Below are 17,700 nucleotides of genomic sequence, written 5' to 3' on the forward strand. Positions count from 1 at the left end.
GTAAGCGCTAAAGCGCTAGCTCCGGTCGACCGCTTTGCATGGGACCGGACTAAGCGCTAAAGCGCTAAGTCCGGTCGACCGCTTTGCATGGGACCGGACTAAGCGCTAAAGCGCTAAGTCCGGTCGACCGCATTGCATGGGACCGGACTAAGCGCTAAAGCGCTAAGTCCGGTCGACACAGGAGACATGCGTGAATCATCCCGTACCGCCGGCACCGCTGCGCCGGCCTTTTCCCGCCGAGCTGCTCGATGCGCTCAAGGCGACCTTCGGCGAGCGCGTGTCGGTCGCCGAAGCCGTGCGTGCCCACCACGGCCGCGACGAATCGCCGTTCGACCCCCAACTGCCTGACGCCGTCGTCTTCGCGCGCACGACCGAAGACGTGCAAGCCGCCGTCAAACTGTGCGGCCAGTACAACGTGCCGATCATTCCATACGGCAACGGTTCATCGCTCGAAGGACATCTGCTCGCCGTACAAGGCGGCGTGTCGATCGATCTGTCGGAAATGAACCGCGTGCTGTCGATCAACGCCGAAGACCTCACCGTCACCGTCGAGCCCGGCATTTCGCGCAAGCAGTTGAACGAAGCGCTGCGCGACACCGGCCTCTTCTTTCCGATCGACCCGGGTGCGGACGCGAGCATCGGCGGCATGTCGGCCACGCGCGCGTCAGGCACCAACGCCGTGCGCTACGGCACGATGCGCGAGAACGTGCTCGGCCTGACCGTCGTACTGGCCGATGGCCGCGTGATCAAGACCGGCACGCGGGCGCGCAAGTCGTCGGCGGGTTACGACCTGACGCGTCTGTTCGTCGGCTCGGAAGGCACGCTCGGCGTGATCACCGAAATCAGCGTGCGCCTGTATCCACAGCCGGAAGCGGTCTCGGCCGCGGTGTGCGCCTTTGCGTCGATGGGCGATGCAGTGCGCGCGGTCATCGAAACGATCCAGATCGGCGTGCCGATCGCGCGCGTCGAATTCGTCGACGCGCTCGCGATCCGCTCGATCAACCGCCATTCGAATCTGACGCTGCGCGAAGCGCCCACGCTGTTCTTCGAATTTCACGGCACCGAGGCCAGCGTGAAGGAGCAGGCCGAACTGGTCCAGGAGATCGCCGCGCAGAATGCCGGTGAAGGTTTCGAATGGGCGACACGCCCGGAAGACCGCAGCCGCCTGTGGAACGCGCGTCACAACGCCTATTTCGCGATGCTGCAACTGAAGCCCGGCTGCCGTGCCGTCACGACCGACGTCTGCGTGCCGATCTCGCGTCTCGCCGAATGCGTGATGGAAACGGAGCAGGACCTGAAAGCGTCGCCGCTGCCCTGCCCGATCGTCGGCCATGTCGGCGACGGCAACTTCCACGTCGCGATCCTGATCGATCCGAACAAGCCCGAAGAACTTGCGGAAGCCGAGCGTCTGAACCATCGCATCGTGCAACGCGCGCTGCGCATGGACGGCACCTGTACCGGCGAGCACGGCGTCGGCCTGCACAAGATGGGCTTTCTGCTCGAAGAACACGGCGACGTCGCCGTCGATACGATGCGCTCGATCAAGCACGCACTCGATCCGCACAACCTGATGAACCCGGGCAAGATCTTCTCCTGGGCAGCCTAGGCACGGCCTAGGCATTGTCGGGCGCGGCCGCATTGCATGAGCCGCTGCGCCGGCGTCGAAGCAAAGCAGCTCGAAGCAAGAGCAAGTTTGGCGAAAGGCACGAGGAGACAAGTCACATGAACGCACCCGCTGAACTGACGGCTGAAGTACTCGCCCAGCGCCAGCGCGAAGTCGTGCAGGCGCTGATGGCCGTGTTGCCGACCCACTGTCTGCTGTATCGCGAGGAAGACACCGTCGCCTACGAATGCGACGGCCTCGCCGCATACCGGCGTCTACCGCTCGCGGTCGCGTTGCCGGAGACGGAATCGCAGGTGCAGCGCATCGTGCAGATCTGCCACCGGCTCGACGTGCCGATCGTGCCGCGCGGCGCGGGCACCGGCCTGTCCGGCGGCGCAATGCCGATCCGTCACGGCGTCGTGGTGTCGCTTGCGCGCTTCAGAAAAATCGTCGAAGTCGATTCGTACGCGCGAACCGCCACCGTGCAACCGGGCGTGCGCAATCTGTCGATCTCCGAAGCCGCGGCGCCGTACGGCCTGTACTACGCGCCGGACCCGTCGTCGCAGATCGCCTGCACGATCGGCGGCAACGTTTCGGAAAATTCCGGCGGCGTGCATTGCCTCAAGTACGGCCTCACCGTGCACAACGTGCTGCGCGTGCGCGCGGTGACGATGGAAGGCGAGATCGTCGAATTCGGCTCGCTCGCACCGGACGCGCCTGGTCTCGATCTGCTCGCGGTACTGATCGGCAGCGAGGGCATGTTTGCGATCGTCACCGAAGTCACCGTCAAACTGATCCCGAAGCCGCAAATGGCACAGGTCATCATGGCCAGTTTCGACGACGTCGTGAAAGGCGGCGAAGCGGTCGCCTGCATCATCGCGGCGGGCATCATTCCGGCGGGCCTCGAGATGATGGACAAACCGGCCACGCGCGCCGTCGAGGAATTCGTCAAAGCGGGCTACGATCTCGACGCGGCGGCGATCCTGCTGTGCGAGTCGGACGGCACGCCCGAGGAGGTCGCCGACGAAATCGTGCGCATGACCGCGGTCCTGCGCGAACAGGGCGCGACGCGCATCCAGATTTCGCGGTCAGAGGCGGAGCGGCTGCGCTTCTGGTCCGGCCGCAAGAACGCGTTTCCGGCCGCCGGCCGCATCTCCCCGGACTACTACTGCATGGACGGCACCGTGCCGCGCCGCAGTATCGGACCGCTGCTCGCGCGCATCGAAGCGATGGAGCAGACCTACCGCCTGCGCTGCATCAACGTCTTCCATGCGGGCGACGGCAACATGCATCCGCTGATCCTCTTTAACGGCAACGACCAGGACGAGTGGCACCGCGCCGAGGCGTTCGGGTCCGATATCCTCGAAGCGTGCGTCGAACTGGGCGGCACGGTGACGGGCGAGCATGGCGTCGGCATCGAGAAGATCAACTCGATGTGCGTGCAGTTTTCGCCCGAAGAGCGCGACACGTTCCACGCGGTCAAGCGCGCCTTCGACGCGCCCGGCCTGCTCAATCCGGACAAGGGCATTCCCACGCGAGCGCGCTGCGCCGAATACGGCAAGATGCACGTGCGCGGCGGCTTGCTGCCTCACCCCGAGCTACCGCGCTTCTAGCGGTAAGCAAAGCGCATGGCCACGCCGCTGCGGCGGCGCTTCCCGGTCCCCGACCCAGATTACCCGATGCGGGTCCGCTCCTGGTTGCCAGCGAGCCCCCGCCCGGTACAATCAAACGAAACACAACGAAGCAGGACACCATGGAAGAGGACGACATCGTCGCCGTATGGTCGGAACGCGTGCGTTCGGCCAGCGCCGAGGGACGCGCGTTGCGCATCCGTGGCGGCGGCACCAAAGACTGGTATGGTCAGACGCTGGAAGGTGACATCCTCGACACGCGCGCTTATCGCGGCATCATCGCGTACGATCCGGCGGAGCTGGTCATCACCGCGCGCGCGGGCACGCCCCTGCTGGAGATCGAAGCCGCGCTCGCCGAACACGATCAGATGCTTGCCTTCGAGCCGCCGCACTTCGGCCCGCAGGCCACCTTCGGCGGCTGCATCGCGGCCGGCATCGCCGGGCCGCGCCGCCCTGCCGCAGGCGCGGCGCGTGACTTCGTGCTCGGCGCGGTCATCATGAACGGTCAGGGCCAGAAACTGCATTTCGGCGGCCAGGTGGTGAAGAACGTCGCCGGTTACGACGTCTCGCGTCTGATGGCCGGCTCGCTCGGCACGCTCGGCCTGATCCTCGAATTGTCGATCAAGGTGCTGCCGCTGCCGCAGGCCGAAGCCACGCTCAAGTTCGACATGAACGGCACTGACGCGGTCCGTAAGCTGAACGAATGGGGCGGCCGTCCGCTGCCGATCACCGCGAGCGCGTGGCGTCACGGCACGCTCGCCGTGCGCCTCGCGGGCGCCGAAGCGGCGGTCAAGTCGGCGCGCACGTCGCTCGGCGGCGAAGTCGTCGATGCGGTCGAAGCGGAGCGTTTCTGGGCCGGCCTGCGCGAGCAGACCGACTCGTTCTTCGCGGCCATTCCGCCGAAGGCCGCGCTCTGGCGTCTTGCGCTGCCGTCGATCACCGAACCTTTGCAACTGCCCGGCGCGCAACTGATGGAATGGGGCGGCGGCCAGCGCTGGTGGATCACCGACACCGACGCACAAACCGTGCGCATCAGCGCGAAACAGGCCGGCGGTCATGCCACGATCTTCCGCACCGGCCACGGTTACGACCGCAGCGCCGGCGTGTTCACACCGCTGCCCGCGCCGCTGATGAAAATCCATCGCGGCCTGAAAAGCGCTTTCGACCCGGCCCGCATCTTCAATCGCGGCCGTCTCTACCCCGACTTCTGAGCGACGCGATGCAAACCAACCTCGCGGACTTCATTCGCAATACGCCCGATGGCGACGAAGCCGACGCCATCCTGCGCAATTGCGTGCATTGCGGTTTCTGCACGGCCACCTGCCCGACCTACCAGTTGCTCGGCGACGAACTCGATGGCCCGCGCGGGCGCATCTACCTGATCAAGCAGATGGTCGAAGGCGCGCCGGTCACGCGCAGTACCCAGCTTCACCTCGACCGGTGCCTGACCTGCCGCAATTGCGAAACGACCTGCCCGTCCGGCGTGCAATACGGCCGGCTGGTGGAAATCGGCCGCAAGCTCACCGAAGAAAAAGTCACGCGCCCGCTCGGTCAGCGCCTGGTGCGGCGGCTGCTGGCGAGCGTCGTCCCGAACAGCGCGGTCTTCACGCCGACCATGCGCCTGGGCCAGCACTTTCGCCGCGTGCTGCCGAAGAAACTGCGCGACAAGGTGCCCGCACGCCAGCGACCGCTCGAATGGCCCACCGCGAAACATGAGCGCAAGATGCTGATGCTCGCGGGTTGCGTGCAACCGTCGATGATGCCGAACGTGAACATCGCCACGGCGCGCGTGCTCGATGCGCTCGGCGTCGAAACGGTGATCGCGCCCGACGCCGGCTGCTGCGGCGCGATCCGTCTGCATCTGGGCTACAACGACGAAGCGCTCGACGACCTGCGCGCCAATATCGACGCATGGTGGCCGTACGTCGAACAGGGTGCGGAGGCGATCGTGATGAACGCGTCCGGCTGCGGCGCGACGGTCAAGGAATACGCGCACCTGCTGCGCCACGATCCGGCCTATGCGGAGAAGGCGCGCCGCATCGTCGAATTGACGCGCGACATTTCGGAGATCCTGCCCGAGTTCGAGGAAGCGCTCACCGCCGTCACGCGCCGCCGCTCGGTGCATACGGTGGCGTTCCATCCGCCCTGCACGCTGCAGCATGGCCAGCAGGTGCGCGGCAAGGTCGAGCATCTGCTCACCGCGCTCGGCGTCGAAGTGCGCCTGCCCGTCGATAGTCATCTTTGCTGCGGCTCGGCCGGCACCTACTCGCTGACGCAGCCGAAGCTGTCGTACGCACTGCGCGATCAGAAGCTCGAACGGCTGCAGGCGCAGGAGCCGCAGGTGATCGTATCGGCGAACGTCGGCTGCATCGCGCATCTGCAAAGCGGCACATCGACGCCGGTCGCGCATTGGATTGAATTGGTCGAGCACATGCTGTCCGTATAATCGGGTCATCGCTTTTCGCTGAACCACCGGTTACGTTCCATGCCCGATCTGATTCACAACCTCGAAGCGGTGCGGCAGCGCATCGCCGCGGCCGCACACTCGGCCGGACGCGATGCGCGTTCGGTGACGCTGCTCGCGGTCTCGAAGACCTTCCCCGCCGAAGACGTGCGCGCGGTTCATGCTGCCGGCCAGCGCGAGTTCGGCGAGAACTACGTGCAGGAGGCGCTCGCCAAGATCGAGTCGCTCGCCGATCTGCGCGCGTCGCTCGAATGGCATTTCATCGGCCCCTTGCAATCGAACAAGACGCGGCCGGTCGCCGAACATTTCGACTGGGTACATTCGGTCGATCGCCTGAAGATCGCGCAGCGTCTGTCCGAGCAGCGCCCTGACCATCTGCCGCCGCTGAACGTGTGCCTGCAGGTCAACGTCAGCGGCGAGGCATCCAAGAGCGGCGTCGGCATTGCCGAAGCGGTCGAAGTCGCGCAGGAAATCGCCGCGCTGCCGAAACTGAATTTGCGCGGGCTGATGTCGATTCCCGAACCGGCGGGCGATATCGATGCGCAACGCGCGCCCCATCGCCAGCTGCGCGAGTTGTTCGAGCGTCTGCGCGACGACGGACTCGAACTCGACACGCTGTCGATGGGCATGTCGAGTGACCTCGAAGCAGCCGTGCTCGAAGGCGCGACAATCGTGCGAGTCGGCACCGCGATCTTCGGCGCGCGGGATTACGCTCACTGACCTTTCCGGGCCTGTCCAGGCTCTTCACCGAAACTCATTCGGACCATCATGAAAATTGCTTTTATCGGCGGCGGCAACATGGCTGCGGCGTTGATCGGCGGCCTCATCAAGCGCGGCGTCGCGCCTGCGGACCTCTACGCGATCGATCCCAACGAAGACGCGCGCAAGCGCAATGAGCAGCAGTTCGGCATCCGCACCGGTGCGGGCGCGGACGCCGCGCTCGCCGGGTACGACGCCATCGTGCTGGCGGTGAAACCGCAGATCCTGAAGAGCGTCGCTCAAGCGCTGGCGCCGCATCTGAAGGCGTCGCAACTGGCGATCAGCATCGTCGCGGGTATTCGCATGGGCGACATGTCGCGCTGGCTGAACGGCCACGGCCGCATCGTGCGCGTGATGCCGAATACGCCGGCGCTGATCGGCATGGGTGTGACGGGCCTCGTCGCGACCGGCAGCGTCGACGAAGCGGGCCGCGCGCTCGCGTCGCAGGTGCTCGGCGCGGTGGGCGAAACCGTCTGGTTCGACGACGAAGCGAAAATCGACGCCGTCACCGCGATCTCGGGCAGCGGTCCGGCCTACGTGTTCTATTTCATCGAAGCGCTGCAGGAAGCCGCGCGCCAGCTCGGCATGGATGAAGCGCAGGGCCGCGCGTTGGCCGTCGCGACCTTCACCGGCGCGGCGCAACTGGCGGCGAATTCGGACGAGCCGCCGAGCGTGCTGCGCGAACGCGTGACTTCGAAGGGCGGTACGACCGCCGCAGCGCTGACGTCGTTCGACGCGAGCGGCATCAAGGACGCGATCGTGCGCGGCGCGCTCGCCGCCGATGCGCGTGCGAAGGAAATGGGCGAGGAGTTCGGCAAGCAGTAAGTGCGCTTGATGGTGGTGCGTTAGCGGCAGCCTGGTGGGCTGCCGCGTTTGACCAAGCTTTAGCGGCACCGCGGTTAGAGCCGCGATTGACCAGGCTTTAGCTGCACCGTGTTTGCCAACGCTTATGGCTGACGAGAAAGGAAGTACGCCGTCGGGCACCGCTCGCGAGTTGGCGAAGCGGCCGCGCTTATCTGCAGGAAGAGCGAGAACGAAGCACTGCGGAACTAAAAAGACGCAGCGCTTCGCTCCATCACGCAGCCCATTGCTGCCAGTCCGCTACAGTCCGCTGCGACTCCGCCGGAACTCTCTACGGCGCACGCTACACGCGGAACCAAAATACTGCACTGCGGACGCGCGGCAAGAATCAAAACGAAGCCGCCGCGTAATGCGCGGCGATCCCGGCAAACAACGCGCCGCCTAGCCAGTTGTTATGCCGGAACGCGGCGAAGCACGCCATCCGCTCGCGGTTGCGGATCAGCGTGTAGTGATAGATCGCGCAGGCCGTCGCCGCGGCCCAACCCACCCAGTACAGCGCGCCGAAACCGAGCATCACACCGATGCCGACGTAAATCCCGAGCGTCACCGCATAGCACAGCATGATCGCAGCCACGTCGAAGCGGCCGAACGTGAGCGCTGACGTGCGGATGCCGATCTTGATGTCGTCGTCGCGGTCGACCATCGCGTATTCGGTGTCGTACGCGACCGACCAGAACACGTTGGCGAGCAGCATCACCCACGCGAGCATCGGCACGTGATCCTGAATCGCGGCGAACGCCATCGGAATGCCGAAGCCGAACGCGATGCCGAGATACGCCTGCGGAATCGCGAAGAACCGCTTGGTGAACGGATACGAACCGGCGACGAACAGCGCCGCCACCGAAAGCTCCTTGGTCAGCATGTTCAGCGGCAGGATCAACAGAAACGCGAGCAGCGACAACCCGGCCGCCAGCGCCACCGCTTCCCACGCCTTGATCTTGCCCGACGTGATCGGCCGATTTTCAGTGCGCTTCACATAGCGGTCGAAATCACGATCCGCATAGTCGTTGATCGCGCAGCCCGCCGAGCGCATGAGCACCGTGCCCACCGTGAAGATCACCAGCAGCGGCCAGGACGGATGTCCGTCGGACGCGATCCACAGCGCGTTGAGTGTCGGCCACAGCAGCAGCAGGCTGCCGATCGGCTTGTCCATGCGCACGAGGCGCAGATAGAGGGGAAGTCGGGCGAACATGGCGAAATCGGTGGAGTCGGTGAAGTGCGGAGACGTTGCGGCTATTTTACGGGATGCGCGCGGGTGACAGATTTCGCGCGGGCGCACGCGGAAAAGCCTGGCCATCCGCCCGGGTCGCTGAACGGTAGCGAAAAAAACAAAGCCTCCCGCGAAGGGAGGCTTGGTGCCATTTCAGTGCAAGCAGCGCAACGTCGGCGCCTGAGAGGAGCGGCTCGCTCGCGCGGCAGCGGCGACGCTCAAGCGAGCATCGAGCGCAGCATCCACGCGGTCTTTTCGTGCGTTTGCATGCGTTGCGTCAGCAGGTCGGCGGTCGGCTCGTCGTTGGCGGCTTCCGTCGACGGGAAAATCGCGCGTGCGGTGCGCACCACGGCTTCCTGGCCTTCCACCAGCTGGCGAATCATTTCTTCCGCGGCCGGCACGCCGTCCGCTTCCGGAATCGACGACAGCTTCGCGAAATCCTTGTAGCTGCCCGGCGCATGCACGCCCAGCGCGCGAATCCGTTCAGCGATCGAATCGACGGCCAGCGCCAGTTCGTTGTATTGCGTTTCGAACATCAGGTGCAGCGTGTTGAACATCGGACCCGTCACGTTCCAGTGGAAGTTGTGGGTCTTCAGGTACAACGTGTAGGTGTCGGCGAGCAAACGCGACAGACCTTCTGCAATCTTCTTGCGATCTTTATCGCTGATCCCGATATTGACATGCTGTACGGCTGCGGCTTCTTTCTTGGCCATGATGACTCCTTCGAAGAGTGATACGAACCGGTCGGCAAAGTGACGGTTTGCGCAAGGCAAACGCGAAACATCGAACGCTCGACAGTTTAGCCTGGAAATCTGCTGCGTTCGCGTGACACGTGGCCACTTGCCGCTTTGACGGGCTGACTGCGATCAACCGCCCAGCATGTGTTGCAGCGCCTGCGCGACGAGCACCGCCCAGCCGCTCGCGACGATCGCGAACCCGGTTGCCTTGCGCACGCTGGATGCCCGCGTAAGTGTCTGCTGCCGTTGTACGCCTCGTGCTGCCGGCGAACCGCCAGGCGTGGCCATCATCGTCTGAATCATGATCGAACTCCCGCGATTCGTATCGATACCGGCGGGACGCCGCTGCGCCCCGCTTTGCTGCCTTGCTTCAACTCACGTTGCTTATTTCTTGCCGCTTTCCGCCAGTTCGGCCAGCGCGGCGCTCACGCCTTCCGCATAGGCCGGGTCGGCGCGGCGGAAATGCTCGATCTGACGCGCGACGATATCCCGCGGCACACCGTTGATGTGACGCGCGATGTTGCCGAACAGACGCTGGCGCTGGGCCGCGTCGAACAGCGCGAACAGCATGCCCGGCTGCGTGTAGTAGTCGTCGTCCGCGCGATGATCGTAGCGATCCACGGCGCCCGCCGCGAGTGGCGGCTCGGACGCGTTCGCGTCCTGCGCGAAGTCGCCGAAACGGTTCGGCTCGTAGTTCACGTTGCCGCCGAGGTTGCCGTCCGTGCGCAGCGCGCCGTCGCGATGGAACGAATGCGGGCTCGGCACGCGCGGCGCATTCACCGGAATCTGATGGTGATTGACACCGAGGCGATAGCGCTGCGTGTCGCCGTACGAGAACAGGCGCCCTTGCAACAGACGGTCCGGCGAAAAGCCGATACCCGGCACCACATTCGCCGGCGTGAATGCGGCTTGCTCGACGTCCGCGAAATAGTTCGCCGCGTTGCGGTTCAGCTCGATCGTGCCGACGTCGATCAGCGGATAGTCCTTCTGCGACCACACCTTCGTGACGTCGAACGGATTGAAGCGATAGTTCGCCGCGTCCGCTTCCGGCATCACCTGAATCGCGAAGCGCCATGCCGGGAAGTTGCCCGCATCGATGTTGCCGACCAGATCGCGCTGCGCGCTTTCACGGTCCTGCGCGACCACCTGCGCCGCTTCGGCATCGGTGAAGTTCTCGATACCTTGCATCGACTTGAAGTGGAACTTGACCCAGAAGCGCTCGTTGTTCGCGTTGATGAACGAGTACGTGTGCGATCCGAAGCCATGCATCTGCCGATAGCTCTTCGGAATGCCGCGGTCGCTCATCAGAATCGTCACCTGATGCAGCGACTCCGGATGACGCGACCAGAAGTCCCACGCGGCGACGTTGCTGCGCATGTTGGTGTACGGGTCACGCTTCTGCGTATGAATGAAGTCCGGAAACTTCAGCGGATCACGGATGAAGAACACCGGCGTGTTATTGCCGACCACGTCCCAGTTGCCCTCTTCGGTGTAGAACTTGATCGAGAAACCGCGCACGTCCCGCTCGGCGTCGGCCGCGCCGCGCTCGCCCGCCACCGTCGAAAAGCGCATGAAAAGCGGCGTTTCCTTGCCGACTGCCGCGAACACCTTCGCCTTCGTGTAGCGCGAGATGTCGTGCGTGACCTTCAGCGTACCGAATGCGCCCGAACCCTTGGCGTGAACGCGGCGCTCGGGAATCACTTCGCGGTCGAAGTGAGCGAGCTTTTCGAGCAGCCAGACGTCTTGCAGCACGACCGGGCCGCGCGGGCCGGCGGTCATCGAATTCTGGTTGTCGGCGATCGGTGCGCCGGCAGCATTGGTGAGCTTGCGTTCGGACATGGGTAACTCCTGTGATCTTTATTGAAAGAGGGGGACAGACGCGGCATGGATGGCGCAAGCCGCTGCGTTAAGCGGACAAGGCCCGATCGACCAGCAACGACAACGCGACGGTGCGCATGCTCGGCGCCGAAGTTGTCGCGCGAACGGCTGTCGCAGCCGGTTGGGCGACAAGCGCGTGAATTTGCTGCGGGTTCGGTTGCATCATGACTTCCTCCTGGGCCTTATCGAATAAGGGATCGGGCGATCCATGGGGGAAACTATATCAATGCTATTAAATATTTGTGTTTGATTAATTTTATCTATTTAATAGGCGCAAGGCAGGCCTGAGACAGGTGCGGGACTGCGGCGCGCAAGATTGCCGCGCGCGCGAGGCGTGCGCCGTCCCGGCGGTCGGCCAGAAGCGCCGACCGGGTACAGAGAGGAAAGAGATTGGAACCTTAGTTGACCGCGACCGGCAGATCGAGCTTCTTGACGCCCGGCAGGTCGCAGGCGCTGATCGCGTCGCAAATAGCGTCGATCGCGGGCATGCGCGTGAAGCTCTTGCGCCATGCGAGCACGACGCGGCGGTCCGGCACGGGCTCGTCGAACGCGACATAGCTGAGCAGGCCCGCATCGATGCCGCCCGCGTGCGGCTTGACCTCATGCACCGACATGCGCGGCAGCACGGTGATCCCGACGCCGCTCGCGACCATATGGCGAATGGTCTCCAGCGACGACCCTTCGAAGGTCTTCTGGATACCGTCCGCGTTCTGCGAAAAACGCATCAGTTCCGGGCACACGCCCAGCACGTGATCGCGGAAGCAGTGGCCGCTGCCGAGCAGCAGCATGGTTTCCTGCTTCAGGTCGTCGGCGTCGATTTTCTGACGGTTTTCCCACGCATGGCCCGACGGCAGCGCGACGACGAACGGCTCGTCGTACAGTGGGCGCAGCATCAAACCGGTTTCGGGAAACGGCAACGCCATGATGGCGACGTCGATTTCACCCTGTTTGAGCAGTTCGATCAGCTTGAGCGTGTAATTTTCCTGCAGCATCAAGGGCATTTGCGGGACGCGCTTGATCATCTGCTTGACGAGCGTGGGCAGCAGGTACGGTCCGATCGTATAGATCACGCCGAGCCGCAGCGGCCCGACCAGCGGGTCCTTGCCCTGCTTGGCGATTTCCTTGATGGCGAGCGTCTGTTCGAGCACGCGCTGCGCCTGCGTGACGATCTGTTCGCCGATCGGCGTCACACTGACCTCGCTGGTGCCGCGCTCGAAGATCTGCACATTCAGCTCGTCTTCGAGCTTCTTGATCGCGACCGACAACGTCGGTTGGCTGACGAAACACGCTTCGGCGGCCCGGCCGAAGTGCCGCTCGCGGGCAACCGCCACGATGTATTTCAATTCGGTGAGCGTCATTGGGGGACCAATCAGTGCAATGAATTCGATAGGTTCTAGTTATACACCCTATGGGGTCGGTTCGCCACCTCTTGTTTCGGGACTGGCGCGCGAGCCATGCAGCAGCGGCTTTCCAATCGAAGTCAAAGCCGCTTCACGCTTTCAGATAGTGCTCACGCGCCCCGAGCCACCGCGCCAGATGCTGCAGCACCACGTCCGGATACTCTTCGAGCAACACCGCGGCCGCCTCGCGCGCGGGTTCGATCAGCCACTGGTCGTTTTCGAGATCGGCGAACCGCAGCATCGCCGCGCCCGACTGGCGCGCGCCCAGAAACTCCCCCGGCCCACGAATCTCGAGGTCGCGCCGCGCGATCTCGAAGCCGTCCGTCGTTTCGCGCATGGTCTGCAGGCGCGCGCGCGCGGTCATCGACAACGGCCCGGTATAAAGCAGGACGCACACCGACGCAGCACTGCCGCGCCCCACCCGTCCGCGTAGCTGGTGCAGTTGGGCGAGGCCGAAGCGCTCCGCATGCTCGATCACCATCAGCGACGCATTCGGCACGTCGACGCCCACTTCGATCACCGTCGTCGCGACCAGCAGCTGCACCTCGTTGCGGGTGAACGCGTCCATGACCGCGGCCTTCTCGGCGGGGGCGAGGCGTCCATGCACGAGGCCGACCTTCAGCTCGGGCAGCGCGGCCACCAGCGTCTCGTAGGTCTCCACCGCGGTCTGCAATTGCAAGGTCTCGCTTTCCTCGATCAGCGGACACACCCAGTACACCTGACGCCCGGTCAGCGCCGCCTCGCGCACCCGGCCGATCACTTCCTCGCGCCGTGCGTCGGAAACCAGCTTGGTCAGGATCGGCGTGCGGCCCGGCGGCAATTCGTCGATGGTCGAGACGTCGAGGTCGGCGTAGTAGGTCATCGCGAGCGTGCGCGGAATCGGCGTCGCGGACATCATCAGCTGATGCGGCTGGAAGTCGCGCGCGCCGTCGGCGGCGTTGAGCGCCTTGGCGCGCAGCGCGAGCCGTTGCGCGACGCCGAAGCGGTGCTGCTCGTCGACGATCACGAGCCCGAGGCGGGCGAACTCCACCGCGTCCTGAATGATCGCGTGCGTGCCGATCACGAGTTGCGCGGTGCCGAGCGCGGCGGCTTCGAGCGCGGCGCGCTTCTCTTTGGTCTTCAGACTGCCCGCCAGCCACGCGACGCTCACGCCGAGCGGCTCCAGCCAGCCACGCAATTTGCGCGCGTGCTGCTCGGCGAGGATTTCGGTCGGCGCCATCAGCGCGGCCTGATAGCCGGCGTCGATGGCCTGCGCGGCGGCCAACGCGGCGACGATCGTCTTGCCGCTGCCGACGTCGCCCTGCAGCAGCCGCTGCATCGGATGCGGCTGGGTCAGATCGAGGGCGATCTCACCGCCGACGCGCTCCTGCGCCCTGGTCAGCGAAAACGGCAGCGCCTTCAGCAGACGCGCCACCAGGGCCGACTCGTCGCCCTGCTTGCGGCGCGGCATGGCGGGCGCGGCACGGGTGCGGCGCTCGTCGTGCGCGCGCTTGAGCGACATCTGTTGCGCGAGCAGCTCCTCGAACTTGATGCGCACCCACGCCGGATGCGTGCCGTCGATCAGCGCGGTCTCGTCGGACTGCACGCCGGGATGGTGCAGCGTGCGCACGGCATCCATCAGCGATGGCACGCCAAGCGGCTGGAGGTGCGCCCGCGCGACCGGCTCGGGCAGCAACTCCGGCAACGACGTGCGCGACAAGGCGTTGTCGATCGCCTTGCGCAGATAGGCCTGCGTAACGCCCGCAGTGCTCGGGTAGACGGGCGTCAGCGCCTGCGGCAGCGGCGTGTCCTCGTCGACCACGCGCACGGCCGGATGCACCATCTCCATGCCGAAGAAGCCGCCACGCACGTCGCCGCGCACCCGCAGCCGCGCGCCGATCGCCATCTGCTTGACCTGCGAGCCGTAGAAGTTCAGAAAGCGCAGGACGAGTTCGTCGCCGGCGTCGTCGTGCAGCTTCACCAGCAACTGACGGCGCGGGCGATAGGCGATCTCGTTGTCGAACACCACACCTTCGGTTTGCGCGATGCCGCCGGGCAGCAGATGGCCGATCGGCGTCAGCGAAGTTTCGTCTTCGTAGCGCATCGGCAGATGCAGCACGAGGTCGATGGCGCGCGTGAGGCCGAGTTTGGCGAGCTTGTCGGCGGTTTTGACGGGGGGCTTGGTTGCGCGTTTTTCCGTGCCTTCATCGGCGCCTTTCTCGGCGCCCCTCGCGGCGGCCTTGCCGGCGGGTTTAGCGGCAGGTTTAGCGGCGGACTTCGGCGTGGACGTGCCGGCGGGCTTGTCGCCGAAGGGGTCGGCCGCGCCGAACGGTGCTGTCGCGCCGGGTGATGCGGCTGGTTCGTCGCCGGCCTGGCCCTCTTGCGACACGACCTTTTCGCTCTCCAGCGTCGCGCCCGCCCCGGCCTCGCTCACCTGCTGCGCCGCGTTGCCTCGCGCGACGCGGCGCTTCGGTTCGGCGCTCACTTCATCGGTAGCGGAGGGCAAACGGCGGTCGGACAAAGGCATGGGCTGCTTCGCAAGTACAATATCGGCTGTCAAAGGGTTCGCCGCCGACGGGTTTCACCGCAGGCGCGTGGGCTAGCGGGCCGCTCTGGCGTCCCGCAATCATAGCCGCCCGGCTCCGGCTTCGGCTCAATTCAGTCTCAATTCGCTTCCAGTCGTTCGCATGTTTACGCTTTCCGATTTCGATTTCGATTTGCCGCCCGAGCTGATCGCGCAAGTCGCCCTGCCCGAGCGCAGCGCCAGCCGTCTGCTCGAGGTGAACAACACCGGCGGCGCCGACGCCGCGCGTCTGATTGACCGCCGCTTCGCCGAGCTGCCCGAGTGCATCGCGCCCGGCGATCTGCTGGTCTTCAACGATACCAAAGTCCTGAAGGCGCGCTTTCTCGGCCAGAAGGCCAGTGGCGGCAAGGTCGAGGTGCTGGTGGAGCGCCTCACCGGCGAGCGCACGGCGCTCGCGCAGATTCGCGCGAGCAAGAGCCCGCAGCCGGGCACCACGATCCGTCTCGCGGACGCGTTCGACGTTACCCTCGGCGAGCGGGTCGAGCCGTTCTACACGCTGCACTTCCCCGACGACTGCCTGACGCTGATCGAGCAGTTCGGCCGCCTGCCGCTGCCGCCGTACATCGAGCACGATCCCGATTCGACCGACGAGACCCGTTATCAAACCGTGTTCGCGCAGAATCCCGGCGCGGTCGCGGCACCCACCGCCGGACTGCATTTCGATGACGCGCTGCTCGCGCAACTCGACGCCCGCGGCGTGCAACGCGCGACGCTGACGCTGCACGTCGGCGCGGGCACGTTCCAGCCGGTGCGGGTTGAGAATCTCGCCGAGCACAAGATGCACAGCGAGTGGTATCACCTGCCGCAGTCGCTCGCCGACAGGATCGCGGCGACCAAGGCGCGCGGCAATCGCGTGATCGCGGTGGGCACGACCTCGATGCGCGCGCTCGAAGCCGCCGCGCGCGACGCCGAAGCCGCCGGCCGGCCGCTCGCTGCAGCCAGCACGGAAACCGACATTTTCATCACGCCAGGCTACACATTCCGCGTGGTCGACCGGCTGGTGACGAATTTCCACTTGCCGAAGTCGACGTTGCTGATGCTGGTGTCGGCGTTCGCCGGCGTCGAGACGATTCGCGCGGCGTACCGTCATGCGATCGAAGAGCGTTACCGGTTCTTCAGCTACGGCGATGCGATGCTGCTGACGCGCCGCGACGTCTGAAAACAGCCTGGCCGTATTGAAGTTTTTGCAGTTCCCTCGCCGCCGTGAACATTCGCGGCGGCATTTCAACGTTTGGGGTTGTCGATCAGAGTCAGCGCTTTTAGCGCTTTCCCGGTCCGATGCAGAATCACCCATCCGAAGTCCGCTTCAACATTCGCGCCGGACTGTTTTCCGGTAGCCCAGGAGTTACTCAATGACCCTCGGTCATCAATCGCAAGAGACCACCACCGAGCGCCCCGCCAACGGCCTCAAATTCGAACTGCTTGGCACCGACGGCCAGGCGCGGCGCGGGCGCGTCACGCTGAATCACGGCGTGGTGGAAACGCCGATCTTCATGCCGGTCGGCACCTACGGTACGGTGAAGGCGGTCCAGCCGCGCGAACTGGAAGAAATGCACGCGCAGATCATTCTGGGCAACACCTTCCACCTGTGGCTGCGCCCCGGTCTGGAAACCATCGAAGCCCACGGCGGCCTGCACGGCTTCATGGGCTGGAAGAAGCCGATCCTGACGGACTCCGGCGGCTTCCAGGTATTCTCGCTCGGCGACCTGCGCAAGATCACCGAAGACGGCGTCACGTTCGCGTCGCCGATCAACGGCGACAAGCTGTTCCTGTCGCCGGAAGTGTCGATGCAGGTTCAGAAGGTGCTCAACTCGGACATCGTCATGCAGTTCGACGAATGCACGCCGTACGCGACCAACAACGTGCCGACCTCGCACAAGGATGCAGCCGACTCGATGCGCATGTCGATGCGCTGGGCGCAGCGCTCGATCGACGAGTTCAGGCGGCTCGGCAATCCGAACGCGCTGTTCGGCATCGTCCAGGGCGGCATGTTCGAGGACCTGCGCGACGAGTCGCTCGCGGGTCTCGCGGAAATGGACTTCCACGGCCTCGCGATCGGCGGCCTGTCGGTCGGCGAGCCGAAGGAAGACATGATGCGCGTGCTGAACCACATCGGCCCGAAGCTGCCTGCCGACAAGCCGCACTATCTGATGGGCGTCGGCACGCCGGAAGATCTGGTGGCCGGGGTCGCTGCCGGCGTCGACATGTTCGATTGCGTGATGCCGACCCGCAACGCGCGCAACGGCTGGCTGTTCACGCGTTTCGGCGACATCAAGATCCGCAACGCCACGCACAGGAACTCGCTGCGCCCGCTCGACGAGCAATGCGGCTGCTACACCTGCCGCAATTTCACGCGCGGCTACCTGCACCACCTGCACCGTGTCGGCGAAATCCTCGGCGCGCAGCTGAATACGATCCACAACCTGCACTACTACCTCGAACTGATGCAGGAAATGCGCGACGCGATCGACGCGAAGATGTTCGAGCCGTTCCGCAAACGCTTCCACGAGAACCGCGCGCGCGGCGTCGAACAGGCGCCCTGACAGGGTCCGGGGGGGGGGGGGGAGCCAACCAAAAACCCCCCCCCCGCCCCC

The 17,700-nt window shown here is 65.1% G+C and carries 15 protein-coding genes; 8 read left to right on the forward strand and 7 right to left on the reverse strand.

What is annotated here, in order from left to right; genetic code table 11:
- The first annotated feature begins 190 nt into the window (after positions 1–190).
- From PQQ53_RS17070 to proC, 6 genes are all read left to right on the forward strand, one after another.
- Positions 191–1,606, forward strand: a complete 1,416-nt coding sequence (locus PQQ53_RS17070) for an FAD-linked oxidase C-terminal domain-containing protein (protein ID WP_408325003.1) — start codon at positions 191–193, stop codon at positions 1,604–1,606.
- Between the two features lie 116 nt (positions 1,607–1,722).
- On the forward strand, positions 1,723–3,216 hold the full coding sequence (locus tag PQQ53_RS17075) for an FAD-linked oxidase C-terminal domain-containing protein (protein ID WP_408325005.1): 1,494 nt from the start codon (positions 1,723–1,725) through the stop codon (positions 3,214–3,216).
- A gap of 140 nt (positions 3,217–3,356) precedes the next feature.
- On the forward strand, positions 3,357–4,445 hold the full coding sequence (glcE, locus tag PQQ53_RS17080) for a glycolate oxidase subunit GlcE (protein ID WP_408143547.1): 1,089 nt from the start codon (positions 3,357–3,359) through the stop codon (positions 4,443–4,445).
- Positions 4,446–4,453: 8 nt separating this feature from the next.
- Positions 4,454–5,680, forward strand: a complete 1,227-nt coding sequence (gene glcF / locus PQQ53_RS17085; protein WP_408325006.1) for a glycolate oxidase subunit GlcF — start codon at positions 4,454–4,456, stop codon at positions 5,678–5,680.
- Positions 5,681–5,719: 39 nt separating this feature from the next.
- Entirely contained in the window at positions 5,720–6,418 is a 699-nt protein-coding gene (locus PQQ53_RS17090) for a YggS family pyridoxal phosphate-dependent enzyme (protein ID WP_408325007.1), read from the forward strand.
- Between the two features lie 48 nt (positions 6,419–6,466).
- Positions 6,467–7,282: a pyrroline-5-carboxylate reductase gene (gene proC / locus PQQ53_RS17095; protein WP_408325009.1), complete on the forward strand. Its 816-nt coding sequence runs from the start codon at positions 6,467–6,469 to the stop codon at positions 7,280–7,282.
- Positions 7,283–7,646: 364 nt separating this feature from the next.
- On the opposite strand, the gene ubiA is transcribed toward proC, so the two are convergent.
- From ubiA to recG, 7 genes are all read right to left on the reverse strand, one after another.
- Positions 7,647–8,510, reverse strand: coding sequence for a 4-hydroxybenzoate octaprenyltransferase (gene ubiA / locus PQQ53_RS17100; protein WP_408143539.1), 864 nt, complete (start codon positions 8,508–8,510; stop codon positions 7,647–7,649).
- Positions 8,511–8,746: 236 nt separating this feature from the next.
- Positions 8,747–9,241 (reverse strand): Dps family protein, encoded by a 495-nt coding sequence (locus PQQ53_RS17105; protein ID WP_408143538.1) that lies wholly within the window; start codon positions 9,239–9,241, stop codon positions 8,747–8,749.
- Between the two features lie 153 nt (positions 9,242–9,394).
- On the reverse strand, positions 9,395–9,568 hold the full coding sequence (locus PQQ53_RS17110; protein WP_408143536.1) for a hypothetical protein: 174 nt from the start codon (positions 9,566–9,568) through the stop codon (positions 9,395–9,397).
- A gap of 81 nt (positions 9,569–9,649) precedes the next feature.
- On the reverse strand, positions 9,650–11,104 hold the full coding sequence (locus PQQ53_RS17115) for a catalase (protein WP_408325011.1): 1,455 nt from the start codon (positions 11,102–11,104) through the stop codon (positions 9,650–9,652).
- Positions 11,105–11,171: 67 nt separating this feature from the next.
- A complete protein-coding gene (locus PQQ53_RS17120; protein WP_408154713.1) occupies positions 11,172–11,309 on the reverse strand; it encodes a hypothetical protein in 138 nt (45 codons plus the stop codon).
- A 232-nt stretch (positions 11,310–11,541) separates the two neighbouring features.
- Positions 11,542–12,501 (reverse strand): LysR substrate-binding domain-containing protein, encoded by a 960-nt coding sequence (locus PQQ53_RS17125; protein WP_168669736.1) that lies wholly within the window; start codon positions 12,499–12,501, stop codon positions 11,542–11,544.
- 133 nt (positions 12,502–12,634) lie between these two features.
- Complete coding sequence (gene recG / locus PQQ53_RS17130) at positions 12,635–15,049, reverse strand: ATP-dependent DNA helicase RecG (protein ID WP_408325013.1); 2,415 nt, start codon at positions 15,047–15,049, stop codon at positions 12,635–12,637.
- Between the two features lie 160 nt (positions 15,050–15,209).
- Here recG and queA point away from each other — a divergent pair, with 160 nt between their 5' ends.
- Together queA and tgt are read left to right on the forward strand one after the other, a co-directional pair.
- The gene (gene queA / locus PQQ53_RS17135) at positions 15,210–16,265 is read left to right on the forward strand and encodes a tRNA preQ1(34) S-adenosylmethionine ribosyltransferase-isomerase QueA (protein ID WP_408143529.1); all 1,056 of its coding nucleotides are present in this window, start codon (positions 15,210–15,212) and stop codon (positions 16,263–16,265) included.
- A gap of 193 nt (positions 16,266–16,458) precedes the next feature.
- The gene (gene tgt, locus PQQ53_RS17140) at positions 16,459–17,649 is read left to right on the forward strand and encodes a tRNA guanosine(34) transglycosylase Tgt (protein ID WP_408154708.1); all 1,191 of its coding nucleotides are present in this window, start codon (positions 16,459–16,461) and stop codon (positions 17,647–17,649) included.
- Positions 17,650–17,700 lie beyond the last annotated feature (51 nt).

Source organism: Paraburkholderia strydomiana, assembly GCF_046030495.1.
Taxonomy (GTDB): Bacteria; Pseudomonadota; Gammaproteobacteria; order Burkholderiales; family Burkholderiaceae; genus Paraburkholderia; species Paraburkholderia strydomiana_A.

What these genes read in the sequence shown, in the direction of transcription:
- queA (WP_408143529.1), top strand. Translation starts at nt 15,210, where the DNA reads ATGTTTACGCTTTCCGATTTCGATTTCGATTTGCCGCCCGAGCTGATC.
- tgt (WP_408154708.1), top strand. Translation starts at nt 16,459, where the DNA reads ATGACCCTCGGTCATCAATCGCAAGAGACCACCACCGAGCGCCCCGCC.
- proC (WP_408325009.1), top strand. Translation starts at nt 6,467, where the DNA reads ATGAAAATTGCTTTTATCGGCGGCGGCAACATGGCTGCGGCGTTGATC.
- PQQ53_RS17115 (WP_408325011.1), bottom strand. Translation starts at nt 11,104, where the DNA reads ATGTCCGAACGCAAGCTCACCAATGCTGCCGGCGCACCGATCGCCGAC.
- PQQ53_RS17090 (WP_408325007.1), top strand. Translation starts at nt 5,720, where the DNA reads ATGCCCGATCTGATTCACAACCTCGAAGCGGTGCGGCAGCGCATCGCC.
- glcE (WP_408143547.1), top strand. Translation starts at nt 3,357, where the DNA reads ATGGAAGAGGACGACATCGTCGCCGTATGGTCGGAACGCGTGCGTTCG.
- PQQ53_RS17075 (WP_408325005.1), top strand. Translation starts at nt 1,723, where the DNA reads ATGAACGCACCCGCTGAACTGACGGCTGAAGTACTCGCCCAGCGCCAG.
- PQQ53_RS17105 (WP_408143538.1), bottom strand. Translation starts at nt 9,241, where the DNA reads ATGGCCAAGAAAGAAGCCGCAGCCGTACAGCATGTCAATATCGGGATC.
- ubiA (WP_408143539.1), bottom strand. Translation starts at nt 8,510, where the DNA reads ATGTTCGCCCGACTTCCCCTCTATCTGCGCCTCGTGCGCATGGACAAG.
- PQQ53_RS17110 (WP_408143536.1), bottom strand. Translation starts at nt 9,568, where the DNA reads ATGATTCAGACGATGATGGCCACGCCTGGCGGTTCGCCGGCAGCACGA.
- recG (WP_408325013.1), bottom strand. Translation starts at nt 15,049, where the DNA reads ATGCCTTTGTCCGACCGCCGTTTGCCCTCCGCTACCGATGAAGTGAGC.
- PQQ53_RS17120 (WP_408154713.1), bottom strand. Translation starts at nt 11,309, where the DNA reads ATGATGCAACCGAACCCGCAGCAAATTCACGCGCTTGTCGCCCAACCG.
- glcF (WP_408325006.1), top strand. Translation starts at nt 4,454, where the DNA reads ATGCAAACCAACCTCGCGGACTTCATTCGCAATACGCCCGATGGCGAC.
- PQQ53_RS17125 (WP_168669736.1), bottom strand. Translation starts at nt 12,501, where the DNA reads ATGACGCTCACCGAATTGAAATACATCGTGGCGGTTGCCCGCGAGCGG.